Annotated in this window: 26 protein-coding genes; 12 read left to right on the plus strand and 14 right to left on the minus strand. The window is 60.6% G+C overall.

The features are described from left to right. Window positions 1-6: 6 nt before the first annotated feature. A complete protein-coding gene (gene dapA / locus HBJ59_RS03160) occupies window positions 7-885 on the minus strand; it encodes a 4-hydroxy-tetrahydrodipicolinate synthase (protein WP_076015930.1) in 879 nt (292 codons plus the stop codon). Between the two features lie 261 nt (window positions 886-1,146). Here dapA and HBJ59_RS03165 point away from each other — a divergent pair, with 261 nt between their 5' ends. Both HBJ59_RS03165 and HBJ59_RS03170 read left to right on the plus strand, forming a co-directional pair. After that, a complete protein-coding gene (locus HBJ59_RS03165; RefSeq protein ID WP_003172487.1) occupies window positions 1,147-1,707 on the plus strand; it encodes a glycine cleavage system protein R in 561 nt (186 codons plus the stop codon). Between the two features lie 10 nt (window positions 1,708-1,717). After that, complete coding sequence (locus HBJ59_RS03170) at window positions 1,718-2,191, plus strand: peroxiredoxin (RefSeq protein ID WP_017479251.1); 474 nt, start codon at window positions 1,718-1,720, stop codon at window positions 2,189-2,191. Between the two features lie 110 nt (window positions 2,192-2,301). Here HBJ59_RS03170 and HBJ59_RS03175 read toward each other — a convergent pair whose 3' ends face one another. Both HBJ59_RS03175 and HBJ59_RS03180 read right to left on the minus strand, forming a co-directional pair. Continuing rightward, window positions 2,302-3,372 (minus strand): AI-2E family transporter, encoded by a 1,071-nt coding sequence (locus HBJ59_RS03175; RefSeq protein ID WP_003211986.1) that lies wholly within the window; start codon window positions 3,370-3,372, stop codon window positions 2,302-2,304. A 40-nt stretch (window positions 3,373-3,412) separates the two neighbouring features. Further along, window positions 3,413-3,652 carry a sulfurtransferase TusA family protein gene (locus HBJ59_RS03180; RefSeq protein WP_003211989.1) on the minus strand — a complete coding sequence of 80 codons (240 nt, stop codon included), beginning with the start codon at window positions 3,650-3,652 and terminating at the stop codon, window positions 3,413-3,415. A 96-nt stretch (window positions 3,653-3,748) separates the two neighbouring features. On the opposite strand from HBJ59_RS03180, the gene HBJ59_RS03185 reads away from it, so the two are divergent. Next, the gene (locus tag HBJ59_RS03185; protein WP_167662754.1) at window positions 3,749-5,182 is read left to right on the plus strand and encodes a M48 family metalloprotease; all 1,434 of its coding nucleotides are present in this window, start codon (window positions 3,749-3,751) and stop codon (window positions 5,180-5,182) included. Window positions 5,183-5,249: 67 nt separating this feature from the next. Here the strand turns inward: HBJ59_RS03185 and HBJ59_RS03190 are convergent, their stop codons facing one another. From HBJ59_RS03190 to rpoE, 4 genes are all read right to left on the minus strand, one after another. Continuing rightward, on the minus strand, window positions 5,250-6,686 hold the full coding sequence (locus HBJ59_RS03190) for a DegQ family serine endoprotease (RefSeq protein WP_076015935.1): 1,437 nt from the start codon (window positions 6,684-6,686) through the stop codon (window positions 5,250-5,252). 244 nt (window positions 6,687-6,930) lie between these two features. Beyond that, window positions 6,931-7,887, minus strand: coding sequence for a MucB/RseB C-terminal domain-containing protein (locus HBJ59_RS03195; protein WP_076015936.1), 957 nt, complete (start codon window positions 7,885-7,887; stop codon window positions 6,931-6,933). A 16-nt stretch (window positions 7,888-7,903) separates the two neighbouring features. Further along, the gene (locus tag HBJ59_RS03200; RefSeq protein WP_003172479.1) at window positions 7,904-8,491 is read right to left on the minus strand and encodes a sigma-E factor negative regulatory protein; all 588 of its coding nucleotides are present in this window, start codon (window positions 8,489-8,491) and stop codon (window positions 7,904-7,906) included. Window positions 8,492-8,522: 31 nt separating this feature from the next. Then, window positions 8,523-9,104, minus strand: a complete 582-nt coding sequence (gene rpoE / locus HBJ59_RS03205; RefSeq protein ID WP_003172477.1) for an RNA polymerase sigma factor RpoE — start codon at window positions 9,102-9,104, stop codon at window positions 8,523-8,525. Between the two features lie 467 nt (window positions 9,105-9,571). Here rpoE and nadB point away from each other — a divergent pair, with 467 nt between their 5' ends. After that, on the plus strand, window positions 9,572-11,188 hold the full coding sequence (gene nadB, locus HBJ59_RS03210; protein WP_063032633.1) for an L-aspartate oxidase: 1,617 nt from the start codon (window positions 9,572-9,574) through the stop codon (window positions 11,186-11,188). Here nadB and HBJ59_RS03215 read toward each other — a convergent pair. Both HBJ59_RS03215 and HBJ59_RS03220 read right to left on the minus strand, forming a co-directional pair. Beyond that, window positions 11,157-11,609: a protein YgfX gene (locus HBJ59_RS03215; protein WP_167662755.1), complete on the minus strand. Its 453-nt coding sequence runs from the start codon at window positions 11,607-11,609 to the stop codon at window positions 11,157-11,159. The genes nadB and HBJ59_RS03215 overlap by 32 nt on opposite strands. Next, a complete protein-coding gene (locus HBJ59_RS03220) occupies window positions 11,593-11,847 on the minus strand; it encodes a succinate dehydrogenase assembly factor 2 (protein WP_003212000.1) in 255 nt (84 codons plus the stop codon). The genes HBJ59_RS03215 and HBJ59_RS03220 overlap by 17 nt, the downstream gene beginning before the upstream one ends. 139 nt (window positions 11,848-11,986) lie before the next feature. On the opposite strand from HBJ59_RS03220, the gene HBJ59_RS03225 reads away from it, so the two are divergent. Together HBJ59_RS03225 and HBJ59_RS03230 are read left to right on the plus strand one after the other, a co-directional pair. Then, window positions 11,987-12,928 carry a folate-binding protein YgfZ gene (locus HBJ59_RS03225; RefSeq protein WP_167662756.1) on the plus strand — a complete coding sequence of 314 codons (942 nt, stop codon included), beginning with the start codon at window positions 11,987-11,989 and terminating at the stop codon, window positions 12,926-12,928. A gap of 36 nt (window positions 12,929-12,964) precedes the next feature. After that, window positions 12,965-13,786, plus strand: coding sequence for an HDOD domain-containing protein (locus HBJ59_RS03230; RefSeq protein WP_167662757.1), 822 nt, complete (start codon window positions 12,965-12,967; stop codon window positions 13,784-13,786). On the opposite strand, the gene HBJ59_RS03235 is transcribed toward HBJ59_RS03230, so the two are convergent. Together HBJ59_RS03235 and HBJ59_RS03240 are read right to left on the minus strand one after the other, a co-directional pair. Next, complete coding sequence (locus HBJ59_RS03235; protein ID WP_076015940.1) at window positions 13,787-15,172, minus strand: sensor histidine kinase; 1,386 nt, start codon at window positions 15,170-15,172, stop codon at window positions 13,787-13,789. After that, window positions 15,165-15,836, minus strand: coding sequence for a response regulator (locus HBJ59_RS03240; protein WP_003212008.1), 672 nt, complete (start codon window positions 15,834-15,836; stop codon window positions 15,165-15,167). Before HBJ59_RS03240 ends, HBJ59_RS03235 begins: the two co-directional genes overlap by 8 nt. Before the next feature lie 238 nt (window positions 15,837-16,074). On the opposite strand from HBJ59_RS03240, the gene HBJ59_RS03245 reads away from it, so the two are divergent. From HBJ59_RS03245 to HBJ59_RS03265, 5 genes are all read left to right on the plus strand, one after another. Continuing rightward, the gene (locus HBJ59_RS03245) at window positions 16,075-17,355 is read left to right on the plus strand and encodes an OprD family porin (RefSeq protein ID WP_167662758.1); all 1,281 of its coding nucleotides are present in this window, start codon (window positions 16,075-16,077) and stop codon (window positions 17,353-17,355) included. 28 nt (window positions 17,356-17,383) lie between these two features. Then, window positions 17,384-18,370, plus strand: coding sequence for a tripartite tricarboxylate transporter substrate binding protein (locus tag HBJ59_RS03250; RefSeq protein ID WP_167662759.1), 987 nt, complete (start codon window positions 17,384-17,386; stop codon window positions 18,368-18,370). A gap of 130 nt (window positions 18,371-18,500) precedes the next feature. Then, window positions 18,501-18,959 (plus strand): tripartite tricarboxylate transporter TctB family protein, encoded by a 459-nt coding sequence (locus HBJ59_RS03255; RefSeq protein WP_167662760.1) that lies wholly within the window; start codon window positions 18,501-18,503, stop codon window positions 18,957-18,959. Window position 18,960: 1 nt separating this feature from the next. Further along, window positions 18,961-20,475 (plus strand): tripartite tricarboxylate transporter permease, encoded by a 1,515-nt coding sequence (locus tag HBJ59_RS03260; RefSeq protein WP_076015944.1) that lies wholly within the window; start codon window positions 18,961-18,963, stop codon window positions 20,473-20,475. Beyond that, a complete protein-coding gene (locus HBJ59_RS03265) occupies window positions 20,468-21,505 on the plus strand; it encodes an AbrB family transcriptional regulator (protein ID WP_167662761.1) in 1,038 nt (345 codons plus the stop codon). The genes HBJ59_RS03260 and HBJ59_RS03265 overlap by 8 nt, the downstream gene beginning before the upstream one ends. A gap of 139 nt (window positions 21,506-21,644) precedes the next feature. Here the strand turns inward: HBJ59_RS03265 and ung are convergent, their stop codons facing one another. After that, window positions 21,645-22,337, minus strand: a complete 693-nt coding sequence (gene ung / locus HBJ59_RS03270) for a uracil-DNA glycosylase (protein ID WP_167662762.1) — start codon at window positions 22,335-22,337, stop codon at window positions 21,645-21,647. Between the two features lie 132 nt (window positions 22,338-22,469). On the opposite strand from ung, the gene HBJ59_RS03275 reads away from it, so the two are divergent. Next, window positions 22,470-23,582, plus strand: a complete 1,113-nt coding sequence (locus HBJ59_RS03275; protein ID WP_076015947.1) for an enoyl-CoA hydratase/isomerase family protein — start codon at window positions 22,470-22,472, stop codon at window positions 23,580-23,582. A 10-nt stretch (window positions 23,583-23,592) separates the two neighbouring features. Here the strand turns inward: HBJ59_RS03275 and HBJ59_RS03280 are convergent, their stop codons facing one another. Both HBJ59_RS03280 and HBJ59_RS03285 read right to left on the minus strand, forming a co-directional pair. Continuing rightward, window positions 23,593-24,027, minus strand: a complete 435-nt coding sequence (locus HBJ59_RS03280; protein ID WP_076015948.1) for a DUF3757 domain-containing protein — start codon at window positions 24,025-24,027, stop codon at window positions 23,593-23,595. A 159-nt stretch (window positions 24,028-24,186) separates the two neighbouring features. Next, window positions 24,187-24,540, minus strand: coding sequence for a hypothetical protein (locus HBJ59_RS03285; RefSeq protein ID WP_167662763.1), 354 nt, complete (start codon window positions 24,538-24,540; stop codon window positions 24,187-24,189). Window positions 24,541-24,783 lie beyond the last annotated feature (243 nt).

Here is a 24,783-nt window from a genome sequence, read left to right on the forward strand (position 1 = left end):
CCTCAATTAAACCAGGACGCCGGACTGGCGCAGGGCCTGTCGCAGCGGTTCGTGACAGGCTTCGCTGAGCCAGGTGAGCGGCAGACGGATACCGTCCGGCATCAAGCCCATCTCATGCAGCGCCCATTTCACGGGGATAGGGTTGGATTCGATAAACAGGTTTTTGTTGAGCGGTGCCAATTGTTCGTGGATCGCCCGGGCCTTGACCGCATCACCGGCAATGGCCGCGGCGCACAGCTCGCTCATGGCGCGCGGTGCGACGTTGGCAGTCACCGAGATATTGCCTTTGCCGCCCAGCAGGATCAGTTCGACGGCAGTGGCGTCGTCACCGGAATACACCAGGAAGTCGCTGCTGACGCCGGCCAGGATGTCCTTGGCGCGTTGCAGGTCACCGGTGGCTTCCTTGATACCGATGATGTTCGGTACGGTGGACAGGCGGATCACGGTCTCGGCCTTCATGTCGCAGGCGGTACGGCCAGGCACGTTGTAGAGGATCTGCGGGATGTCGACCGCTTCGGCAATAGCGCGGAAGTGCAGGTACAGGCCTTCCTGGGTCGGCTTGTTGTAGTACGGGGTCACCAGCAGGCAGGCATCGGCGCCGGCTTTCTTGGCGTTCTTGGTCAATTCGATCGCTTCGCGGGTCGAATTGGCGCCCGTGCCGGCGATGACAGCAATACGCCCTGCAACGCGCTTGACCACGAACTCGATCACTTCGATGTGTTCTTCCACATCAAGTGTGGCCGATTCACCCGTGGTGCCGACCGCCACGATGGCGTTGGTGCCCTCTTGCAGGTGGAAGTCCACCAGTTTGCCCAGGCTGTCCCAGTCGAGATTACCTTGTGCATCCATGGGTGTGACCAGTGCCACCATACTGCCCGCAATCATGCAACCGCTCCTGCCGGAAAAAGAGAGCGGTAATGGTACTGGCGCCAAGATGCTTGTACAAGCGAAGTACCGCCTGAGGATGCGTTCTGGATCAACTTAGTTCGCAGCAACGCCATCATTCGGCCAAAGCTGGGTTTGATGAAGCTGATTACGTAATGAAAACGCCACCTCCTAGCCCTTGGCGATGGTTTTCGCTACCCTTCATCCTTTGATTGATACCGCTTTCATCGTATCGACCGCTCATCGCTTTAGGAAGGCTGCATGTCCACCCCCACAGTCCGCGAACAATTCCTTGTCATCAGTGCCCTTGGCGCCAACCCCATGGAGCTGACTAACGTCCTGTGCCGCGCCAGCCATGAAAACCGCTGCGCCGTCGTGACCTCCCGCCTGACCCGCCATGGCGAGTGCAGCGCGCTGGTCCTGCAGATTTCCGGGACCTGGGATGCCCTGGCCCGCCTTGAAACCGGCTTGCCGGGTTTGGCCAAGAAGCACGATTTCACCGTCAACGTGGTCCGTAGCGCTGCCCTGGAGAACCGCCCCCAGGCTCTGCCTTATGTCGCCTATGTCAGTTCGGCCTACCGCTCGGACATCGTCAACGAGCTGTGCCAGTTCTTTATCGACCATAACGTCGAGCTGGAAAACCTGACCTGCGACACCTATCAGGCCCCACAGACCGGCGGCACCATGCTCAACGCCACCTTTACCGTGACCTTGCCGGCCGGCGTGCAGATCAGTTGGCTGCGCGACCAGTTCCTGGATTTCGCCGATGCCCTGAACCTCGACGCACTGATCGAGCCTTGGCGCCCACAGAACCCAATGTAAGGAAGTTTTCATGGCAGTAGTCATCGACAAACCGGTAGCCGACTTCGAAGCCCAGGCCACCAGCGGGCAGACCTTCAGCCTTGCAGGGCTCAAGGGCAAGCAAGTGGTGATCTACTTCTACCCGAAAGACAGCACCCCGGGCTGCACCACCGAAGGCCAGGGCTTTCGTGACCAGCACGCAGCGTTCAAGGCGGCCAATACCGAGGTATTTGGTGTGTCCCGGGACAGCGTGAAGTCCCACGAGAACTTCAAGGCCAAGCAGGAATTCCCCTTTGAGCTAATCAGCGACAAGGACGAGGCTGTTTGCCAGCTGTTTGATGTGATCAAGCTGAAGAAGCTGTATGGCAAGGAATACCTGGGTGTTGATCGCAGCACCTTCCTGATCGACAAGGATGGCGTGCTGCGTCAGGAATGGCGTGGTGTGAAAGTGCCAGGGCATGTGGATGCCGTGCTGGCAGCGGCGCAGGCGCTGAATAAAGCCTGACACCGAACCTGTAGGAGCGAGCTTGCTCGCGAAGGTCGTTAACGGTAGCGCGCCCTACCTGAATGGGCGCGTTGCCTATGAACTCTTCGCGAGCAAGCTCGCTCCTACCGTTACAACAACGGCGCCACCACCGGTTCCTGCCGGGGCCAGGCATCCAGCACCGCCTTGAACAGCGTCGCCAGGGGAATCGCAAAGAACACCCCCCAGAAGCCCCACAACCCGCCAAACAACAACACCGCACAGATGATCGCCACCGGATGCAGGTTCACCGCCTCGGAGAACAGCAGCGGCACCAGCACGTTGCCATCCAACACCTGGATGATGCCGTACACCGCCATCAGGTAGATGAACTGATCACTCCAGCCCCACTGGAACAGCGCGATCAACATCACCGGCACCGTCACCACCACCGCGCCGACGTATGGCACCACCACTGAAACACCCACCAGCAGCGCCAGCAGGGCAGCGTAGTTCAGTCCAAGCGCGACAAAACCGATGTACGTGACACCACCGCAGATAAAGATCTCGATGACCTTGCCACGGATGTAATTGGCAATCTGCCGGTTCATTTCCTCGGCGACCCGGGTAATCAGCGCCCGTTCACGCGGCAGGTAGCCACGCACCCAACGACCGATCATCTCGCGGTCTTTGAGGAAGAAGAACACCAGGATCGGCACCAGTACCAGGTAGATCATGATGTTGACCAACAGCGGCAAGCTCGAAAGGGAAAAGGTCAGCGCCCATTGTCCGAACTTTCCGATTTCACCGCGGGCTACTTCAATCGCCTGGAGTACCTGCTCGTCCGACACCAAGTGCGGATAGCGCTCGGGCAACAGCAACAACAGCGACTGCCACTTGGCGAGCATTCCCGGCAGTTCGTTGAACAAGGTGATCAACTGATGCCACAACAAAGGCACCACGATCACGATAAACACCAGCAGCAGCCCCATGAACAAGGCGAACACCAGGCCCACCGCCGCCCCACCCGGCAAACGCAAACGCTCCAGGATGGAGACCAGGCCTTGCATCAGGTACGCCAGCACCATCCCCGCCAATACTGGCGCCAACATGCCACCCAGGGTAAGCACGGCGGTAAAGGCGAGAAACAGCAGGACGGCCAGCACCACGGCTTCTTCGTCGGAGAAGTAGCGCTGAATCCAGTCACGTAACACTTTGAACATCAATAAACCTCAGGCGATAAGGACAGCACATTCAAGCGATTCAGGCCTTGCGCAACCAGTAACGATAGACGCCTGCTTCGTCTTCTTCATGCAGCAAGGTGTGGCCGGCCAGCTTGGCAAACGTACGGAAATCCCGCTGGGAGCCCGCGTCCGTGGCGATCACCTTGAGCACCGCGCCGCTGGCCAGCCGATTGAGTTCCAGCTTGGCCTTGAGCAATGGCAGCGGGCAGTTAAGGCCACTGGCATCCAGTTCGGCATCGAAGGCTACAGCGTCGGTCATGGTTTTGCTCCGGGTGGGCATCGGGGGGCGCTTAGAATATCTGGTCCGAAGCTCAGTGTCCGGCTACAGTAAGGTCTTTGTCGAAAGGCTTTGTGCATGACTTTTTTGCGCCCTACCCTGCTGACGCTGGCTTGCCTGCTGGCCTCTCCAGGCTTCGCTGACGACCTGCCGTCACTTGGCGACGCCAGTTCTGCCATTGTCTCGCCAAAACAGGAATACGATTTGGGCCGGGCATGGCTGGCCTACCTGCGTGGCCAGGTCTCGCAGCTCAACGACCCGCAGCTCAAGGACTACGTCGAAACCAGCGTGTACAAACTGGTGGAGACCAGCCAGGTCAACGACCGGCGCCTGGAATTCATTCTGATCAACAGCCCGCAGTTGAACGCCTTTGCTGCACCGGGCGGCATCGTCGGGGTCAACGGCGGCCTGTTCCTCAACGCCCAGACCGAAGGCGAATATGCCTCGGTATTGGCCCACGAATTAGCTCACTTGTCCCAACGCCACTTCGCCCGAGGCGTGGAAGCGCAGCAACGCATGCAGATCCCGATGATGGCTGCACTGCTCGGCGGCATCATCGCCGCTGCCGCTGGCGCAGGTGATGCCGGCATTGCGGCGATTGCCGGCAGCCAGGCCGCCGCGATCCAGGAGCAACGCCGCTTTTCCCGGCAAAACGAGCAAGAGGCTGACCGCATCGGCATTCTCAACCTGGAGAAAGCTGGCTACGACCCGCGCTCCATGCCGACCATGTTTGAACGCCTGATGCGCCAGTACCGTTTCGACGCCAAGCCGCCAGAATTCCTGCTGACTCACCCGGTGACCGAATCGCGGATCGCCGACACCCGCAACCGTGCAGAGCAAGCCAAGCAAGGCGGTATTGAGGACAGCCTGCGCTATCAGCTGATCCGCGCTCGCGTGCAGCTGTATTACGAAGATACTCCCGGACTGGCAGCCAAACGCTTCCAGGCCCAGCTGGATGAAAACCCGAAAAACGATGTGGCACGTTATGGCCTCGCCATCGCCCAGATCAAAGGTGCCCAGTTCAACCTCGCCCGGGAAAACCTCAAGCTGCTGCTGGCCAAGGCGCCCAACGACATTACCTACAACCTGGCGCAGATCGAGCTGGACATGACCAACAACCGCCTGCCGGACGCACAACAGCGTACAGACCGGATGTTGACGCAATATCCTGGCAACTATCCGCTGAATCAGGTGCGGGTGGATCTGCTGCTCAAGCAGAACCGCACCGCTGACGCGGAAAAAGCCCTTGAAGGTCTGCTTAAATCACGCTCGGACGACCCGGATGTCTGGTATCAGGTCGCAGAAACCCGTGGTTTGTCGGGCAATATCATTGGCCTGCATCAGGCCCGCGCCGAGTATTTCGCGCTGGTGGGTGATTTCCAGCAGGCCATCCAGCAATTGGATTTCGCCAAGCGTCGTGCAGGCAGCAACTTCCCGCTCTCCTCGCGCATCGATGCACGCCAGCGTGAGCTGATTGAACAGGAACGCCTGGTCAAAGGCATGATGAGCTAAACCTTACGGCCACAAAAAAGCCCCGCTCTCGATGCTCGAGAGCGGGGCTTTTTATTGGGCTAGCGGATTACTCGGCCAACTTGAAGGTAATGAAGCTGGCACGGCCTTGACGCAGGACACGCATCGAAACCGAGCGGTTCTTCGGCAGCGCCTTGGCGATGTCGGTGAACTCTTTGGTGGAGTTGATGGCCTGGTTGTTCAGGTGAGTGATGACATCACCCGGTTGCAGGCCGATCAGGGAGGCAGGACCGTCCTGGACTTCCTTGATCACTACACCGCTCTTGAGGTCGAAGCTCTTCTTTTGCTCGTCGGTCAACTCGGCTACGGCAATGCCCAGGCGGTTGCTGCTGCGTTCGGCACCCGGCTTACTGTTGCCCAGCGCATCAAGCGCCGCGCCTTCTTCCGGAATCGCGCCGACGGTCAGTTCAACGTTCTGGCGCTTGCCATCACGGATCACTTCCAGTTTGGCTTTGCTGCCGGCCTTGAGTGCGCCCACCAGGTGTGGCAAGTCTGCGGACATGACGATCGGCTGGCCGTTCATGCTCAGGATCACGTCGCCGACTTGCAGGCCACCTTTGGCTGCAGGGCCATCGTCCTGGATCTGCGCGACCAAGGCACCTGCCGGCTTGTCGAGGCCGAAGGATTCAGCCAGGTCCTTGTTCACTTCCTGGATCACTACGCCCAGCCAGCCGCGGCTGACTTTGCCACCGGTTTTCAGCTGGTTGGAAACATCCATGGCCACGTCGATTGGAATCGCGAACGACACGCCCATGAAACCACCGGAGCGGGTGTAGATCTGCGAGTTGATGCCGACCACTTCGCCCGCCAGGTTGAACAGCGGACCACCGGAGTTGCCCGGGTTGATCGGCACGTCGGTCTGGATGAACGGCACGTAGTTTTCGTTCGGCAGGCTGCGGCCGATGGCGCTGACGATACCTTGGGTCACGGTGTGGTCAAAACCAAACGGCGAACCGATGGCGACTACCCATTGCCCGGCTTTCAGGTCCTGGGATTTGCCCAGTTTCAGCACCGGAAGGTCCTTGCCTTCGATTTTCAGCAGGGCCACGTCGGAACGTGGATCCGTGCCCACCAGCTTGGCTTTCAACTCACTGCGATCAGCCAGGCGCACCAGAATCTCGTCGGCGTCAGCAATCACGTGGTTATTGGTGAGGATGTAGCCGTCAGGCGAGATGATGAAACCCGAGCCCAGGGACTGTGCCTCACGCTGACCACCACCGCCACGCGGCGTGCGCGGCTGGGGCATGCCACGTTCAAAGAACTCCCGCAGCATCGGCGGCAGGCCTTCAAGGTCAGGCATCTGCTGGTTGGAGACTTTGCGATCCGGCAGCTTCTGCGTAGTGCTGATGTTCACCACGGCAGGCGACGCCTGCTCCACCAGTTGGGTGAAATCAGGCAGCTCGGCCGCTTGCGCGGTAACGGCCTGACCCAGCACCAGCACCGTGGCGACTATGGAAAGGTAAGACTTCAAACGTGGTATCGACATACAGCTCCCGTTACGACGAGCAGGGTTGAGCGACAGGGTTCAATAAACGTCGAAAACTGCGACCGACATTTTTGTTCCGCGAACAAAACAAGGCCAAGGCCGTTAAGCCCTGACCTATAAAAAACATAGGGGATATTAGCAAGTGAAAAAAATGATCCAGACATTTCATGTCTCTCGACAGAGGCAGGCATCGACTATCTCCTGCGCAACATTGAAATATCAGGATGAACATAGGATTAACAACTCACGGCTTGGCGGGCGTGGTGCCGCTGCGGAGAGACAACGCAATTCGCTCGGCAGTGCCGATCGGAATTTCACCGACGACAGTCACCATTACTTCACCCTCCGGGGTATTCAGACGCCGTGAAACTGCGACGGTAGGACCAAGTTGGGTACGGGTCTCGGTCACGGCCGCGCCGTTGAGCGGCTCCAGGAATACCGAAAAACGCGCCAGGCCGTCGTCATACATCAAACTGCTGACAATTACCTTGGTATGAGAGTCTTTATGGGCACTGCGGTTGACCAACTGGAAGCCTGGCGGCAACCAATCGAGACGCCAATCCTGAGGGAGTTCGACTTCCGGAGCCTTGGCGCTGGTTACCGAGACCGGCGTACATTCGCCACTGGGCTGCAACTCGCGATCGTCAGGCACCGACGTACTGAGGTCGGTAAACTGGAATCGCTCCAGCAACTGACCCTGATCGTTAAGCAACAAGGACTTCAGCGGCAAGGCGGTTTCGCGGTCCAGATGCAACTCAAAACCATAACGGTATGCATCACGAGGCGTAATTGAGACGATTACCGCATTTCGACCAGCCACGCGCGATTTGCCGATGACGGCAAGGTCGTAGAAAGCTTTGAGTTTTTGCGGATCAAGGGCGCGTGCTGCGGCGTTGGGGGAGCCCCCAAGCCCGGCAACCAGCGTGCCACTCACGCATTGGGTACGGCCATCAACGCGCAGGACTTCCTGAGCGGAACCATCGAGCTGCAAAAGCCGCTCACGGACCTGACCATTCTGGACACGATGCCAGATGTCATGGGTAGAAAAACTACCATTACGCTCGTAGATGAACGTGCCCTGAAAGCTTTGCTGCTGCTCCGCCCGCCCAAGACGCGTCAGCCAGTCTTGGGCTTCGTCGGCATGGGCGGGGACTACAAACCAGCCACTGAGCAAAAGCGCAAGGAGCGGTATGGCGCGCATAAAGCTCCTTGGCGGACTAGCGGTTTTCCAGGCTTGCAGCACGAGCGTATGGCAGGGCGCTTTCAGTGCCTTTCAAGGCCGATTCCTGTGCGTGTTGGCGCAGGTAGCCTGGAAGACGCTGATCTTGCCAGCCGGATTGCCCTTGAAGTACACCGTTGGCCATAGGCCCGGTGGTATCGGAGCTTTCCTTGTAGCCGGCCAGCACAGCTGGACCCTTGACCTGTGGACCGGCCATGACCGGTTGCTGGGTCTGCTGGGCCAGTTCGGCACCGGCGATTTCGTCCTGGTTATACAGGCGAACACCTGCCAGTACAGCGACGGTCACCGAAGCAGCGACTGCCAGACGACCCAGGCTACGCCAAGGACCGCGAGCAGCTTTTGCCGGAACGGCTTCATCAGCCAGCGCAGCAGAAACGGCCGCAGCAATATCCAGACGAGGGATTAGAAGATCCTTGTGCATCACCGCCCGAGCGACTTGGTAACGAGACCAGGTATCACGGGTTTCGGCATCATCAAATGCATTAAGCACTCGACGAAGTTCCAGTTCATCCGCTTCGTTATCCATCACTGCGGACAGCGATTCCTGCAGGGCATCACGACTCATGGCGGTTCCTCTCTTGGCTGTCGCCGCTGTCTCAGTTTTCCTGCAACAACGGCTGCAGGGCTTTATCGATGGCTTCCCGAGCCCGGAAAATCCGGGAACGTACGGTACCCACCGGACATTGCATGACGCTCGCAATGTCTTCGTAACTCAGACCATCGAATTCACGTAAAGTTAACGCGGTACGCAAATCTTCTGGCAGTTGTTGAATAGTGCGATGGACGGTTCCTTCAATCTCGTCGCGCAGCAATGCACGCTCCGGCGACTCGAGATCTTTGAGGCCGTGATCACCATCATAAAATTCAGCATCTTCCGAACTAACATCACTATCCGGTGGGCGGCGACCGCGAGAAACCAGATAGTTCTTCGCCGTATTAATGGCGATGCGATAAAGCCACGTATAAAACGCACTATCACCGCGAAAATTACCGAGTGCACGGTACGCCTTGATAAAGGCTTCCTGTGCAACGTCCTGCGCTTCATGGGTGTCGTGCACAAACCGCACGATCAACCCGAGAATTTTGTGCTGGTATTTCAGCACTAGCAGATCAAATGCCCGCTTGTCGCCGCGTTGAACGCGCTCAACCAGCTGCTGATCCTCTTCCTGGGTTAGCATGAACACTCCTCGTTGTACTTGAAGGAGGCTTGCATAACTAATCGATCAGGCTTGCAAACATAGACTCGGGCTTTTCGCAAAAGTTCTCCCCCTCCAAGCAAGTTTCCGGTACGCACTGATTTGGCACACACGAAAAACGCAGCGCGGGCTATGCCGGCTGCGCGAATAATCTGTCGCCAGTTTCCTGACGCACCTGACACAGGCGCCGATCAGCAAATCCAGCGTGTTCCCAGCTTTCGGGCATCCTGCTATTGAGTCTGGGCTTATGCAAAAAGTTCCCATCCCAATCGCTGTCAGTTTCACGAAAGCCGTGCAGTTCGTTGACCGTAGTCTCACAATGCCACGAATGCCCGGCTATTGTGCCGCTCCCCCCCGCTATATACTAGTGGGCCGTGTGACCCTTTGATTCGCCGATCCAGGCGTCCTGTTTGCGCCCCCTTCGGATCGCTTTTTGCGGAATCCTTCAAATGAGCCAACAGTTTCAACACGATGTCCTGGTGATTGGCAGCGGCGCCGCGGGCTTGAGCCTTGCATTGACCCTGCCGAGCCACCTGCGCATAGCCGTTCTGAGCAAGGGTGACCTGGCAAACGGTTCGACATTCTGGGCCCAAGGCGGCGTCGCAGCGGTGCTGGATGACACCGACACCGTGCAATCCCACGTCGAAGACACCCTGAATGCCGGTGGCGGCCTGTGCAATGAAGAGGCGGTGCGATTCACCGTCGAGCACAGCCGCGAAGCCATCCAATGGCTGATCGACCAGGGCGTGCCCTTCACCCGCGATGAACATTCCGGCACCGACGACGGCGGCTTCGAGTTCCACCTGACCCGCGAAGGCGGCCACAGCCATCGGCGCATCATCCATGCCGCCGACGCCACCGGCGCCGCGATCTTCAAGACTTTGCTCGACCAGGCCCGACAACGCCCCAACATTGAACTGCTGGAGCAGCGAGTCGCCGTTGACCTGATCACCGAAAAACGCCTGGGCCTGTCGGGCGAACGCTGCCTCGGCGCCTACGTGCTCAACCGTGCCAGTGGCGAAGTCGACACCTACGGCGCGCGCTTCACGATTCTCGCCTCGGGCGGCGCAGCAAAGGTCTACCTCTATACCAGCAACCCCGACGGCGCCTGCGGTGATGGCATCGCCATGGCCTGGCGTTCCGGCTGCCGGGTGGCGAACCTGGAATTCAACCAGTTCCACCCCACCTGCCTGTATCACCCGCAAGCCAAGAGTTTCCTGATCACCGAAGCCCTGCGGGGCGAAGGCGCGCACTTGAAACTGCCCAACGGCGAACGCTTCATGCAGCGCTTCGACCCACGGGCCGAGCTGGCCCCGCGAGACATCGTCGCCCGGGCCATCGACCATGAAATGAAGCGCCTGGGCATCGACTGCGTCTACCTGGACATCAGCCACAAGCCCGAAGCTTTCATCAAGACTCACTTCCCGACCGTCTACGAGCGCTGCCTGGCGTTCAACATCGACATCACCAAAGGCCCGATCCCGGTCGTGCCAGCGGCGCACTACACCTGCGGCGGCGTGATGGTCGACCAACACGGGCGCACCGACGTACCCGGCCTGTACGCCATCGGCGAAACCAGCTTCACCGGCCTGCACGGTGCCAACCGCATGGCCAGCAACTCGCTGCTGGAATGTTTCGTATACGCCCGCTCCGCCGCCGCCGACATCCTTGAACAACTGCCACGCATCCCGGTGCCGGCCGCCCTGCCCCGCTGGGATGCCAGCCAGGTCACCGATTCGGACGAAGACGTGATCATCGCCCACAACTGGGACGAGCTGCGGCGCTTCATGTGGGACTACGTGGGAATCGTGCGCACCAACAAACGCCTGGCGCGGGCGCAACACCGGGTTCGGCTGCTGCTGGATGAGATCGACGAGTTCTACAGCAACTATAAAGTCAGCCGCGACCTGATCGAGCTGCGCAACCTGGCCCAGGTGGCGGAACTGATGATCCGCTCAGCCATGGAGCGCAAGGAGAGCCGGGGCCTGCATTACACCCTCGACTACCCGCAGATGCTGCCCGAAGCGCGCGACACTATTCTGGTGCCAACCACCTACGGCGGCTGAACTTCAAGCGTACCCGCAGGCGCCGATGCACATCGGTGGCCTGCGAATCCCGCGGCACACATATCGAACGCACCCGCCAGTCACCCTGCACCCGAAAGCGCAGTACCACGATCAACGGCAACGCCAGGCTGTCGGGGCGCAGTTGCACGCTGTGCCAGCCACGTGCAGCGCTCCACAGGTGCCAGCCATCCTCACCGCGACGCAGGCCACGAATCGACGAACGGTGAGTCAACAGGATATGACGCGGCAGCACCCAACCGGCATGAACCAGGCATACCAAGGCGCCTACGGCTGCAACCCACGGGGACACATCGAGAAACCACAACGCACCCACTGCGAACGCCTGGGCGAAAAGATAAACCGCCAGCAACTGCCCGGAGGCATGCCAGCGGCATTCGAACGTATTACTTGGGCTGGACACGATCCAGAATCATCCGAACCATGCGCTGCAGTTCCGGGTCTTCCGATTCGGCGCGTTCCATGAACCAGCCGAACATGTCCTGATCTTCGCATTCCAGCAGCTTGCGATAGCAGTCGCGGTCGACGTCGTTGAGGTGCGGATAGACCTCCCTGACGAACGGTACCAGCAACACGTCCAGTTCAAGCATGCCGCGGCGACTGTGCCAGTAGAGGCGATTGAGTTCTACATCTTCGACCATGGAGCGCTCCTCAAATAGAGCGCAAGTATACAGGCCGACGTTGCCTGGAACAGTCGGCTTTGGTCGGCCATACCGAAACTATCCATTTGCCGGGCGCCCCTCTATGATGCACTCATGATTTTTTAACCTGCGATGACCCATGGCTGACTCTGCTTTCTTCTGCTCCCTGTCCCACGAAGGCGTTCTCGCCGTCCGCGGTTCCGACGCTGCCAAGTTCCTCCAGGGACAACTGACCTGCAACCTCAACTACCTGAGTGACACCCAGGCCAGCCTGGGCGCGCGCTGCACCCAAAAAGGGCGCATGCAGTCGAGCTTCCGCATCCTGCTGCAAGGCGATGGCGTGCTGCTGGCGATGGCCACCGAGTTGCTGGAGCCGCAACTGGCGGACCTGAAGAAGTACGCCGTGTTCTCCAAATCCAAACTCACCGACGAAAGCGCCGCCTGGGTGCGCTTCGGTGTGTCGGATGCGGATCAGGTACTGGCCAGCCTCGGCCTCGAGCTACCCACCGAGACCGACAGCGTGGTGCGAAGCGACGTTCTGATCGCCATCCGCGTATCGCCGGGCCGCGCCGAACTCTGGGCCCCTGCCGCTCAAGCCGAAAACCTGCACAGCCAACTCGCCGCGCAATTGAACAAAGGTGAACTGAACCAATGGTTGCTGGGCCAGATCCGTGCCGGCATCGGCCAGGTCATGCCTCAGACCCGCGAACTGTTCATCCCGCAGATGCTCAACCTGCAAGCCGTCGGCGGCGTCAGCTTCAAGAAAGGCTGCTACACCGGCCAGGAAATCGTCGCGCGCATGCAGTACCTGGGCAAGCTCAAGCGTCGCCTGTACCGCCTGAGCTTGAATGCCAGCGAATTGCCGGAGCCTGGCACCCCCCTGTTTTCCCCGACTCACAACAGCGCCATCGGCGAGGTGGTGATTGCCGCCCGGGCCGGCGAGGCGATTGAACTTCTAGCGGTGCTGCAAGCCGAAGCAGCAGAGAGTGGCGATGTGCATGTAGGCACACTGGAAGGCCCGGGCCTGCAGTTGCTCGACCTCCCCTACCAGCTGGACCGTGATCGCGAGATCCAGCGCTGATCGTCGTACCTTTTTGCAACACCCTAGAGATCATGAATGAACAAGCTGGCGGAAAAAGTCCAACAGGCTTTGGTTGTGGCCATCGATAACGATGACCTGGTTCTGCCAACGCTACCGGAAGTGGCCCTGAAGATTCGTCAGGCCGCCGAAGACCCGGACATCAGCATCAGCCATCTGAGCAAAGTGATCGGCCGCGATACCGCCTTGTCGGCGCGGCTGATCAAAGTGGTCAACAGCCCGCTGTTGCGCGCGACCCAGGAAGTCACCGACCTGCACACCGCCATCACCCGGCTGGGCACCAACTACAGCAGTAACCTGTCGATCGGGCTGGTTATGGAACAGATCTTTCACGCCCGCTCCGATGTAGTCGAACAGAAGATGCGCGATGTGTGGCGACGCAGCCTGGAAGTGGCCGGCGTGAGCTACGCGCTCTGCCGCAACCACAGCCAGTTGAAGCCTGATCAGGCGGCCCTCGGTGGCTTGGTGCACCAGATTGGCGTGCTGCCGATCCTGACCTACGCCGAAGATCACTATGAACTGCTGGCCGACCCCGTCAGCCTCAACCACGTGATTGAAAGCATCCACCCGCTGCTGGGGGACAAACTGCTGCGACGTTGGGACTTCCCGGAAATGCTGGTGAATCTGCCAGGGCAATACCTCGACCTGGAGCGCGACTCCGCGCGCCTGGACTATATCGACCTGGTGCAGATCGCCGTGCTGTATTGCCACCGCAACACCAATCACCCGCTGGCCAGCGTGCCGATAGCGACGCTGCCTGCAATCAACAAACTGCGCCTCGATCCCTGCAGCGACGCCTTGCGTGCCGAGCTGGATGAAGCGCGGTCGATGTTTTACTGATTACCCCGCAATAAAACTGACCCGCACCTTCAACCCCGCCAGTTCACCGTCATGCAAGCTGATCTGCGCCAGATGTGCCCGGCAGATCTCACCGACAATCGCCAGCCCCAAGCCCGAACCCAAGCCCTGTTGGCTGCGCCGATAGAACCGCTCGAACACTCGGTCCCGCTCATCCAGCGGGATACCCGGGCCGTCGTCTTCCACCTCAAGTACCGCTGGCGCCGTTACCCGCAGGATCACGTTGCCGCCCGGTGGCGTGTGAGCCAAAGCGTTGTCCACCAGGTTGCTCAACAACTCGTTCAACAAGGTCGGCTCGCCTCGCAGCCACACCGGCTCATCCGCTTCCAGCGCCAGGGCCACGCCACGTGCATGGGCCAGCGGCGCCATGGCCATGCCCAATTCGCGGGCCAACTGGCTCAGGTCCAGCAACTGCGCCCCGCCTTCGGCAATCGCCCGGGCACCGTTTTCGATGCGGGCCAGTGAGAGCAGCTGATTGGCCAGATGAGTCAGGCGATCGGTGCCCTGGGCCGCGGTTTCCAGGGTGGTGCGCCAGGTGGCCGGGTCTTCGGCGCGCAGGCCGAGTTCCAGCCGGGCTTTGAGGGCCGCCAGCGGGGTACGCAGCTCATGGGCGGCATCGGCAATAAACTGCGCCTGGCGCTCGAACTGCCCGCGCAAGCGTTCGGTGAAATGGTTGAGCGCACGCACCAGCGGGCCCAGCTCATGCTGCACCTCCACCAAGGGCAACGGCCGCAGATCATCCGGCTGACGCTCCTCTACCGCCGTGCGCAGACGCTCCAGCGGCCGCAACGCCGCACTCACCGCAAAGAACACCAAAAACAACGCACCGATGGCCAGCATCCCTAAGCGCAGCAAGGTATCGGCCATCAGGCTGCGGGCCATCGCGACCCGCGCCTCGTCGGTTTCGGCCACGCGGATTTCCGCCATGCCGTTCATGTTCGGCTCGGACACCGCCTTGAGCAAGCTGACCACCCGCACGTTCTGGCCCTGGTACTTGGCGTTATAAAAGCGCGCCAGCGCCGGATAGTCATCAGTGCGCGGCGTACCCGGCGGAGGGCCCGGCAGGTTTTCGTAACCGGAAATCAGCTTCTGGTGAATATCGTTGACCTGGTAGTAGATTCGCCCGGCGCTGTCGTAGGCGAACGTATCCAGGGCCACGTACGGCACGTCGGCGCTCAAGGTCCCGTCGCGATGAGACACGCCGGCCGCAATGGTCCGCGCCGAGGCCAACAGCGTGCGGTCGTAAGCCGTGTCCGCCGCCTCGCGCCCATTCCAGTAAGCGCTCAAGCCGCTGGCGAGCATCAATACCACCAGCAACAGCGCGAGGTTCCACAGCAGGCGCCAGCGCAGGCTGCTGGGCTTATGCATCGCGGGCTTCCAGCAAGTACCCCAGGCCACGGAAGGTGACGATGGCCACCGGCTGTCCATCGAGCTTCTTGCGCAGGCGGTGCACGTAGATTTCGATGGCGTCGGGGCTGGCCTCTTCATCCAGGCCGAACACCTGGGAGGCCAGTTGCTCCTTGCTCATCACCCGGCCCGGACGTGCAATGAGCGCCTCAAGCACCGCCTGCTCGCGGGAGGTCAGGGTCAGCAGTTCGCCGCCCAGGGTGAAGCGCCGTGTATCCAGGTCGTAAATCAGCACGCCACACGCCTGCTGGCGCTCACCGCCCAGCACGCTACGGCGCAGCAGGGCTTTGACTCGGGCTTCCAGTTCCGTCAGTTCGAATGGCTTGGCCAGGTAGTCATCCGCCCCCAGGTTGAGGCCGTGCACCCGGTCTTTCACGTCACTGCGGGCGGTCAACATCAGTACAGGCAGATTTTTCCCACGCGCCCGCAACCGTGCCAATACCTCGAAACCGTCCATGCGCGGCAGCCCTACATCGAGGATTGCCACCGCGTATTCCTCGCTGCTCAAGGCCAGGTCCGCGGCCACACCATCGTGCAACACGTCGACGGTCAAACCCGTGCTCTTGAGCGCCTGGGCGACACTTTCGGCTAGCTGCAAATGGTCTTCAACCAGAAGGACACGCATGGGGTTTTACCTCGTTCGGGGGTGGTCGGCGCCACGCTTTGCCGGGGAGTTTACAGGCGCCACCTGCGCTGTGAAGCCCGAAAACATTGAAAGGCTACTGAAAGGTTAGTGAAAGCTTCGCCCTTTAGCATCCAGCCACGGTGGGTTTCGCCTGCCGAGCTATTTCACCTGTAGCGCCCGAAAAACGCCTCGAAGCGTTTTCGCCAAAATAAGAACAATAAAACGGAGTACACCTACGATGCTGCGCACTCAGCCGCCCGCTCGTTCTTCTCGTCTCACCCAGACCGCCCTTGCCAGTGCCGCCGCCTTTGCCGGCTTTTCGCCCGTAGGCCAAGCCGCCTTTTTCGACGACAGCACCGCCACCCTCGAAACCCGCAACATGTACTTCAATCGCGACTTTCGCGACGGCACCAGCGCGCAACAATCCAAGCGCGACGAGTGGGCCCAGGGCTTCATGCTCAACCTGCAGTCGGGCTACACCGATGGCACCGTCGGCTTTGGCGTGGATGCGCTGGGCATGCTTGGGGTCAAGCTCGACTCCAGCCCCGACCGCACCGGCACCGGCCTGCTGCCCACCCACGATGACGGCCGCGCCGCCAACGAATACTCCAAACTCGGCCTGACCGGCAAAGTGAAGATCTCCGCCACCGAGCTGAAGATCGGCGCGCTGATCCCCGAGCTGCCTATCCTCAAGCCCAACGACGGGCGCATCCTGCCGCAGACCTTCGAGGGCGGCTTGCTGAGTTCCAAGGAATTCAAGAACCTGGTGTTCACCGGTGGCCGCCTGAACAAGGCCAAGGACCGCGACGACACCAACTACGAAGACATCGGCCTCAACAACAAGAACAGCCGCTTTCTCAGCGGCGCCACCGGCAAGCATTTCGATTTCGGCGGCGTGGACTACAAGTTCGCCGACAAGATCACCGGCAGCTATCACTTTGCCCAACTCGACGACGTGTACCGCCAGCATTTCCTCGGTCTGGTCGCCTCGCGCCCAATGGGCCCCGGTACCTTCGGCGCCGACCTGCGCCTGGCCGTCAGTGATGACACCGGCGCAGCCCGCGGCGGCAAGATCGACAACACCTCCCTCAACGGTCTCTTCAGCTATGCCCTCAATGGCCATAAGCTCAGCGCCGGCTATCAGCACATGTCCGGCGATAGCGCCTTTCCCTACGTGGACGGTAGCGATCCTTACCTTGTCAACTTCGTGCAGATCAACGACTTTGCCGGCGCCGAAGAACGCTCCTGGCAGGCACGCTACGACTACGACTTCGCCAAGCTGGGGATTCCCGGCCTGAGTTTCATGAGCCGTTACCTGTCGGGTGACAACATCAAGCTCAAAAACGGCGAGACCGGCAAGGAGTGGGAACGCAACAGCGAGATTCGCTACGTGGTGCAAAGCGGCACCTTAAAGGACGTGGCCGTGCGCCTGCGTAATGCCACCTACCGTTCCAACTATTCGGCCCGTGATGCGGATGAAGTGCGTTTGCTGGTGAGCTACAGCGTCGCGCTTTGGTAGTCGCCACCTCATAACAACAACGATGGAGATGAACATGACCCTTTCACTGCGTAAATTTGCCCTGACGGCCAGCTGCATGCTGTTCGCCAGCCAATTGATGGCCGCCGAACCCAAGCGCCCGGAATGCATCGCCCCGGCGTCCCCGGGCGGTGGTTTTGACCTGACCTGCAAACTGGCGCAAAGCGCGCTGGTCAACCAGAAGCTGCTGAGCAAGCCGATGCGTGTGACCTACATGCCTGGCGGCGTGGGCGCGGTGGCCTATAACGCCGTCGTGGCCCAGCGCCCGGGCGACGCCGGCACGTTGGTGGCGTGGTCCAGCGGCTCGCTGCTGAACCTGGCCCAGGGCAAGTTTGGCCGTTTCGATGAAAGCGCCGTGCGCTGGCTGGCCGCCGTTGGCACCAGCTACGGTGCCATCGCGGTGAAAAACGATTCGCCCTACAAAAACCTCGACGATCTGGTCAAGGCCCTGAAGAAAGATCCGGGCAGCGTAGTCATCGGTTCCGGCGGCACCGTCGGCAGCCAGGACTGGATGCAAACCGCACTGATCGCCAAGGCCGCCGGGATCAACCCGCGTGACCTGCGTTATGTGGCACTGGAAGGCGGCGGTGAAATCGCCACCGCGTTGCTTGGCGGCCACATCCAGGTGGGCAGCACGGACATCTCCGACTCCATGCCGCACATTCTCAGCGGCGACATGCGCCTGCTGGCAGTGTTCTCCGACGAGCGCCTGGACGAGCCGGAAATGAAGAACATTCCGACCGCCAAGGAACAAGGCTACGACATCGTCTGGCCGGTGGTACGCGGCTTCTACCTCGGGCCAAAAGTCAGCGACGAAGACTACGCCTGGTGGAAAGACGCCTTCGACAAACTGCTGGCTTCCGACGAGTTCGCCAAGCTGCGTGACCAGCGCGAGCTGTTCCCGTTCGCCATGACCGGCCCGGAGCTGGACACCTACGTGAAGAAACAGGTAGCCGACTACAAAGTACTGGCCAAAGAGTTCGGCCTGATCCAGTAATCGCCCCTCTGTGGGAGCGGGCTTGCTCGCGAAAAACTTCAACGATGACGCGTGCCGCCTGTATAAACGCGACGTCCTGGCGTTCTTCGTGAGCAAGCTCGCGCCTACAAGAGTCTCCAAGGAGTTCCCCATGCTCTTACAACGCATTTTCGCCTCAGTGATGTTGTTGGTCTGCGCCGGCCTCGCACTGATGGCCTGGCCGTATCAGGCGTCGTTTTCCTACGAGCCGGTAGGGCCTCGAGCCTACCCGCTGTTGATGCTCGGGCTGATGGGCCTGGGTTTGCTCTACATGCTGTTTCGCCCACAGCCCACCCAGCACACTGAAGAAGAACCGGCACTGGACCGCGAAACCCTGATCAAGATCGGCGCGTGCGTCGCGCTGTTGCTGGTGTTTGCCGGCACCTTCGAATCCCTGGGTTTCATCCTCAGCAGCATGCTGATCGGCATTCCGATGGCCCGCTTGTATGGCGGCCGCTGGAAGCCCAGCGTGGTGATCGTGACCTTGATGAGCATCGGTCTTTACCTGTTGTTCGACAAAGCCATGGATGTACCGCTGCCGCTCGGCCTGCTTGAAGTTCTGGAGAACTGATATGGATACGTTCAGCTATTTGGGCCAGGGCTTCGGCGTTGCACTGACCCCTTACAACCTGATCACCGCACTGTGCGGCACCTTGATCGGCACCGTCGTTGGCCTGTTGCCGGGCCTCGGGCCGATCAACGGCGTGGCGCTGTTGATCCCCATCGCCTTTGCCCTCGGGCTGCCGCCTGAGTCGGCATTGATCCTGCTGGCCGCCGTGTACCTGGGCTGCGAATACGGCGGGCGCATCAGCTCGATCCTGCTGAACATCCCGGGTGAAGCCTCCACCGTGATGACCACCCTCGACGGCTACCCGATGGCCCGTAAAGGCCTGGCGGGCGTGGCGTTGTCGCTGTCGGCATGGAGTTCGTTCATCGGTGCGTTTATCGCCACCTGCGGCATGGTGCTATTCGCCCCGCTGCTGGCCAAATGGGCGATTGCCTTCGGCCCGGCGGAATATTTCGTACTGATGGTGTTTGCCATCGTCTGCCTGGGCGGCATGGCCGGTGACAAACCGCTGAAGACCTTTGTCGCGGCGTTGATCGGCCTGTTTCTGTCTGCGGTGGGTATCGATGCCAACAGCGGTGTGTACCGCTTCACCGGCGATAACATCCATCTGACCGACGGCATTCAATTCGTGGTGCTGGTGCTGGGCCTGTTCTCCATCAGCGAAATCCTGCTGCTGCTGGAAAAAACCCACCGCGGCCAGGAAGCCGTGAAAGCCACCGGACGGATGATGTTCAACCTGAAGGAAGCTTCCTCGGTATTCGTCGTGAATATTCGCTGCGGCCTGCTGGGTTTCATCATGGGTGTACTGCCGGGCGCGGGTGCAACACTGGCTTCCGCGGTGGCCTACATGACCGAAAAACGCCTGGCCGGTGCCAGCGGTAAATTCGGCCAGGGTGACATGCGCGGCCTGGCAGCGCCGGAAACCGCGATCGGTGCTTCCGCCTGCGGCGCCCTGGTGCCGATGCTGACCCTCGGCGTACCTGGTTCGGGCACCACGGCGGTGATGATCGGCGCGCTGTCGCTTTACAACATCACCCCCGGCCCGCTGCTGTTCCAACAGCAACCAGACATCGTCTGGGGCCTGATCGCCTCGTTGTTTGTCGCCAACATCATGCTGGTGATCCTCAACATCCCGATGATCCGCATCTTCACCCGCATCCTCGCCGTGCCGAACTGGGCGCTGGTGCCGGTGATCGCCATCATTACCGCGATCGGCGTGTACGCGGTTCACGCCACCACCTTCGACCTGTTCCTGATGGTCGGCATCGGTATCTTCGGCTATATCCTGCGCAAGCTGGATTTCCCGCTGTCGCCGGTGTTGCTGGGCTTTATCCTCGGCGGTTTGATGGAGCAGAACCTGCGTCGTGCGCTGTCGATTTCCAACGGTGAGTTGCAGATCCTCTGGTCGAGCCCGATCACCTTCGGCGTCTGGGTCCTGACCGCGTTGATGCTGTTGTTCCCGATCCTGCGTATCTGGCGCAAGCGTTCCTTGCAGCGTCGCGCCGTGGCCGATGTCTGAGGCCACGTTTAAAAACTGGTGGGCGACACCGCTGGTCGGTCTGCTGGGCGGGTACCTCGCCAGCCAGGTCGGCTGGCCACTGCCGTACATGGTCGGCTCGTTGCTGGCGATCATCCTCGTGCGCTGCCTCACACCCTGGCAGTTGGCAGAAATTCCCGGCGGCCGCAAATGCGGCCAATGGGTGGTGGGCATCGGCATCGGCCTGCACTTCACCCCGGTGGTGATGGAGCAGGTGATGAGCCACTTCGGCCTGATCTTTTTCGGCGCGCTGGTCACCAGCCTCTCCAGTATTGTGGGGGTGTGGTTGATGCGGCGTAGCGGTGAAGACCGCGCCACGGCGTTTTTCTCGAGCATGCCGGGTGGGTCGGGGGAGATGGTCAACCTTGGCGCACGCAATGGCGCGGTGCTCAGCCGTGTCGCGGCAGGCCAGAGTTTGCGGGTGTTGGTGGTGGTGCTGTGTGTGCCGGCGGCGTTCAAGTACTTGCTCGGCGAAGGTGCTCCGCAGTTTCATCCCGCGACCGTCGATTGGGCCTGGCTGGCGGTGCTGTTCCCCGTCGGTGCTTTGGTGGCCTGGGGTTGGCAGCGTTTGCGTCAGCCAAACCCGTGGCTGTTCGGACCGCTGCTGATCAGTGCCGCCGTCAGTATCACCTGGGACCTGCACATCGGCCTGCCCGATGGAGGCAGCCAGATCGGCCAGTGGCTGATCGGCAGCGGCCTGGGCTGCCACTTCAACCGGCAGTTCTTCCGGCGCGCGCCAATGTTCATGGGGCGTACGTTGATCGGTACGGCGTTGACCATGTTGATCGCGACGCTGGCGGCGGTGGGTTTGAGTGCCTTGACGCATCTGGATCTGCGCTCATTGACACTGGGCATGATGCCCGGCGGGATCGCCGAGATGAGCCTGACGGCGGAAACCCTGCAACTGTCGGTGCCGTTGGTGACGGCGATGCAGGTGATGCGCTTGTTGTTTGTGTTGTTCCTGGCGGAGCCGTTGTTTCGGCACTGGAACCGGCAACCGGAAAAGCTTTGAAGCCATAACCCCGTTCAAATGTGGGAGCTGTCGAGCTTTAGCGAGGCTGCGATAGCGGTGGGTCAGGCAACATTAATGTTGACTGTGCCGCCGTCTCGCAGCCTCGCTAAAGCTCGACAGCTCCTACATTGGATCTATGTCAAACCGGCGGCAATCGCCACTCGATCGGCGTTTCGCCATTCTGCTCAAGAAACTTGTTGGTGCGGCTGAAGTGTCCGCAGCCAATAAACCCTCGATACGCCGACAGCGGCGACGGATGCACCGACGTCAGCACCAGGTGCTTGGTGGCGTCGATCAGCTTCTGCTTGCCCTGCGCATGGGCGCCCCACAGCAAGAACACCAGATGCGGCTGGTGCGCGCTGACAATTTCGATAATCCGGTCGGTAAAGAACTGCCAGCCTTTGCCCGCATGGGCGTTGGCATTCGCGCGCTCCACGGTCATGGTGGTGTTGATCATCAGCACGCCCTGGTCAGCCCAGCTTTGCAGGTAGCCGTGATTGGGGATGTCGATGTTCAGGTCGCGCTTGAGTTCTTTATAGATATTGACCAGCGACGGCGGCGCCGGCACGCCCGGTTGCACCGAGAAGCACAGGCCATGGGCCTGGCCAGGGCCGTGGTACGGGTCCTGACCGAGGATCACCACCTTGACCTTGTCCAGCGGCGTTGAGTTGAGCGCGTTGAAGATCATCGGGCCCGGCGGGTAGATCTCCTTGCCGGCCGCGTGCTCCTGGCGCAGGAATTCCCGCAGCTGGGCCATGTACGGCTGGTCGAACTCGTCACGCAGGGCGTGTTTCCAGCTGGGTTCGAGTTTGATACGGTCGTCGGTGGTCATGGTTGCATCCAGAAAAAACAATGGTGCGAACCCTAGGAAAGCCCACCCTGCTTGTCAATTGATCTGACGCAGAACCGACACTTTCCCGTGAAGCGATCATACTGAACCTTCACTTTCTCGATTGAGGTCATGATGAACCTGCACTTCGAAGAGCTGATTGGCACCGACGGCGCCCGCATTGGCATCGCCAGCCTGGACGCGGAAAAATCCCTCAACGCCCTGTCGTTGCCGATGATCCTGGCCCTGAGCGAGCGCCTGGATGCCTGGGCCAAAGACCCGCAAATCGTCTGCGTGCTGCTGCGCGGCAATGGCCCCAAGGCGTTTTGCGCCGGCGGCGAAGTACGCAGCCTGGCCCAGGCCTGCCGTGAACATCCCGGGGAAGTACCGGCGCTGGCCGCGCAATTTTTCGCCGCTGAATACCGTCTCGACTACCGCCTGCACACCTACCCGAAACCGCTGATCTGCTGGGGTCACGGCTATGTGCTGGGCGGCGGCATGGGCTTGCTGCAAAGTGCCGCAGTGCGCATCGTCACCCCGAGCAGCCGCCTGGCCATGCCGGAAATCAGCATCGGCCTGTACCCGGACGTGGGCGCCAGTTGGTTCCTGTCCCGCCTGCCCGGCAAGTTGGGTTTGTTCCTCGGCCTGACCGGCGCCCACATGAATGGCCGCGACGCCCTGGACCTGGGCCTGGCTGACCGTTTTCTGCTGGATGAACAACAAGACGAGCTGCTCGAAGGCCTGCTGCAACTGAACTGGCAGGAACAGACCGACATGCAGCTCAATAGCCTGCTCAAGGCCCTGGCCCAGGAAGCCACCGGTCAGTTGCCTGACGCCCAATGGCTGCCGCGCCGGGCGCAGATCGACGAGTGGCTGGACGTCGGCGATGTGCGCTGCGCGTGGCGTGCCTTGAGCCAGTTGCGCGACCACGCCGACCCGCTGTTCAGCCGCGCTGGCAAGACCCTGAGCGAAGGCTGCCCGCTGACCGCGCAACTGGTGTGGGAGCAGATCCATCGTGCGCGGCACCTGTCCCTGGCTCAGGTGTTCCAGATGGAATACACCTTGAGCCTGAACTGCTGCCGTCACCCGGAATTCAGCGAAGGCGTGCGGGCGCGGTTGATCGACAAGGACCAACGGCCCCACTGGCATTGGCCGGACATCAACTTGATCCCCGAGGCCGTGGTGCAGGCGCACTTCCACAAGGTGTGGGAAGGGCGGCATCCGCTGGCGGACTTGTCTGACTATTGAGTGAGCGCCGTCAGCGCTTTGCTGCCTCGAAAGTGAAGGCGCAGTTATCGGGCTGACGGTCGTCGCACTGGAAGGTGGGTTGCCCGAAAACATCGGTGCCCGGATGCCAGTGCGTGGTTTCTGCCAGTGACATCGTCCCCCCGCCCTTGGCCGGGCCGTACCTCAAGGCGACCGTATTGCCCCTCACCGTTTTGTACACGCACTTTTCCAGGTAGCCATGCTTGCGCTCATCCGACTCCCTCGGAATAAAAATCGCGCCCACAAAGGTTTCCAAAAGGTCCTGGCCGTTCATTGCCTGGCTTATCCATGGAGACTCTTTGTCAGTTCCCTGAAAATGGCCATCAACGTACCGTACGGCACTCGGGTAAGGACAGCCTTGCGCCGCCGCCAACGTGCTGAAGCCTGAAAGAACAAAACAGAACAAGTAAAGCGGGCCGACTCGCATGGTATGGGCTCCGTCAGTCGATGCAGGAAACGACACGCCAGATAGCGTCCGCTCCCAATTAACTACAGTCTCAGCCCATAGAATAGCTGTCAAATATGACAGTACCGACCAGCGGTCAGCAAAAACGGCGCCTGAGCGCCGTTTTTCCAATTAATACGATCAGCGATGCCCGCCACGGCCTCCACCGTGACCGCCACCCTGGCCACGTCCGCCACCATTACCCCAGTGGCCGTTGCCCCAACCCTGGTTTGGGTAAGGCCGGTAACCGGCTCGCGGCCCCGCGGGGTAATAGCGAGGCGCCGGCTGGTAATAACGCGGCGACGGGTAATAGCGTTGCGGTGGCGGGTAGTAACCCTGACGGTAATGGTAGTAGGGTCCGCCGCCGTAGTAATACGACGGCGCAGGCGCCGTGTAGACCTCGGAACCGTAGTACGCCTGGCCGCCACCGTAATAAGGCGCGCACGCAGAAAGGGTCAAGCCGAACAAAGCGATAAGAAGCAGTCGACGATACATGGCGGCCTCCTGGACCGCGGAAGAGCACACCCAGCGACGCTGGGGGGCGGCAAACAGCTTTCACTGCCTGACGAAATATCTGACATCAAAATCGGAATCTGGTGCGATTCAGACATAGATTGATACATCTGCTCACCGCCTCATTGCAGTGCAACCTTGCACCAGCACAACGCACCTTCAGCGCGCCCTGCGCCCTCCTCCTCTCGCCAACCCGCGCCGCTACTGCGCCCATGCCACTTGGCA

This window comes from Pseudomonas sp. AN3A02, assembly GCF_011765255.1.
In the GTDB taxonomy this organism is placed as follows: Bacteria; Pseudomonadota; Gammaproteobacteria; order Pseudomonadales; family Pseudomonadaceae; genus Aquipseudomonas.

Excerpts from the sequence above, each read along its gene's own strand:
- HBJ59_RS03230 (WP_167662757.1), top strand. The coding sequence starts at position 12,965 with ATGAACAAGCTGGCGGAAAAAGTCCAACAGGCTTTGGTTGTGGCCATC.
- ung (WP_167662762.1), bottom strand. The coding sequence starts at position 22,337 with ATGACCACCGACGACCGTATCAAACTCGAACCCAGCTGGAAACACGCC.
- HBJ59_RS03250 (WP_167662759.1), top strand. The coding sequence starts at position 17,384 with ATGAACATGACCCTTTCACTGCGTAAATTTGCCCTGACGGCCAGCTGC.
- HBJ59_RS03245 (WP_167662758.1), top strand. The coding sequence starts at position 16,075 with ATGCTGCGCACTCAGCCGCCCGCTCGTTCTTCTCGTCTCACCCAGACC.
- HBJ59_RS03220 (WP_003212000.1), bottom strand. The coding sequence starts at position 11,847 with ATGGTCGAAGATGTAGAACTCAATCGCCTCTACTGGCACAGTCGCCGC.
- HBJ59_RS03225 (WP_167662756.1), top strand. The coding sequence starts at position 11,987 with ATGGCTGACTCTGCTTTCTTCTGCTCCCTGTCCCACGAAGGCGTTCTC.
- rpoE (WP_003172477.1), bottom strand. The coding sequence starts at position 9,104 with ATGCTAACCCAGGAAGAGGATCAGCAGCTGGTTGAGCGCGTTCAACGC.
- HBJ59_RS03190 (WP_076015935.1), bottom strand. The coding sequence starts at position 6,686 with ATGTCGATACCACGTTTGAAGTCTTACCTTTCCATAGTCGCCACGGTG.
- HBJ59_RS03195 (WP_076015936.1), bottom strand. The coding sequence starts at position 7,887 with ATGCGCGCCATACCGCTCCTTGCGCTTTTGCTCAGTGGCTGGTTTGTA.
- HBJ59_RS03280 (WP_076015948.1), bottom strand. The coding sequence starts at position 24,027 with ATGCGAGTCGGCCCGCTTTACTTGTTCTGTTTTGTTCTTTCAGGCTTC.
- dapA (WP_076015930.1), bottom strand. The coding sequence starts at position 885 with ATGATTGCGGGCAGTATGGTGGCACTGGTCACACCCATGGATGCACAA.
- HBJ59_RS03285 (WP_167662763.1), bottom strand. The coding sequence starts at position 24,540 with ATGTATCGTCGACTGCTTCTTATCGCTTTGTTCGGCTTGACCCTTTCT.
- HBJ59_RS03240 (WP_003212008.1), bottom strand. The coding sequence starts at position 15,836 with ATGCGTGTCCTTCTGGTTGAAGACCATTTGCAGCTAGCCGAAAGTGTC.
- HBJ59_RS03265 (WP_167662761.1), top strand. The coding sequence starts at position 20,468 with ATGTCTGAGGCCACGTTTAAAAACTGGTGGGCGACACCGCTGGTCGGT.
- HBJ59_RS03185 (WP_167662754.1), top strand. The coding sequence starts at position 3,749 with ATGACTTTTTTGCGCCCTACCCTGCTGACGCTGGCTTGCCTGCTGGCC.
- nadB (WP_063032633.1), top strand. The coding sequence starts at position 9,572 with ATGAGCCAACAGTTTCAACACGATGTCCTGGTGATTGGCAGCGGCGCC.
- HBJ59_RS03175 (WP_003211986.1), bottom strand. The coding sequence starts at position 3,372 with ATGTTCAAAGTGTTACGTGACTGGATTCAGCGCTACTTCTCCGACGAA.
- HBJ59_RS03200 (WP_003172479.1), bottom strand. The coding sequence starts at position 8,491 with ATGAGTCGTGATGCCCTGCAGGAATCGCTGTCCGCAGTGATGGATAAC.
- HBJ59_RS03180 (WP_003211989.1), bottom strand. The coding sequence starts at position 3,652 with ATGACCGACGCTGTAGCCTTCGATGCCGAACTGGATGCCAGTGGCCTT.
- HBJ59_RS03165 (WP_003172487.1), top strand. The coding sequence starts at position 1,147 with ATGTCCACCCCCACAGTCCGCGAACAATTCCTTGTCATCAGTGCCCTT.
- HBJ59_RS03170 (WP_017479251.1), top strand. The coding sequence starts at position 1,718 with ATGGCAGTAGTCATCGACAAACCGGTAGCCGACTTCGAAGCCCAGGCC.
- HBJ59_RS03235 (WP_076015940.1), bottom strand. The coding sequence starts at position 15,172 with ATGCATAAGCCCAGCAGCCTGCGCTGGCGCCTGCTGTGGAACCTCGCG.
- HBJ59_RS03275 (WP_076015947.1), top strand. The coding sequence starts at position 22,470 with ATGAACCTGCACTTCGAAGAGCTGATTGGCACCGACGGCGCCCGCATT.
- HBJ59_RS03260 (WP_076015944.1), top strand. The coding sequence starts at position 18,961 with ATGGATACGTTCAGCTATTTGGGCCAGGGCTTCGGCGTTGCACTGACC.
- HBJ59_RS03255 (WP_167662760.1), top strand. The coding sequence starts at position 18,501 with ATGCTCTTACAACGCATTTTCGCCTCAGTGATGTTGTTGGTCTGCGCC.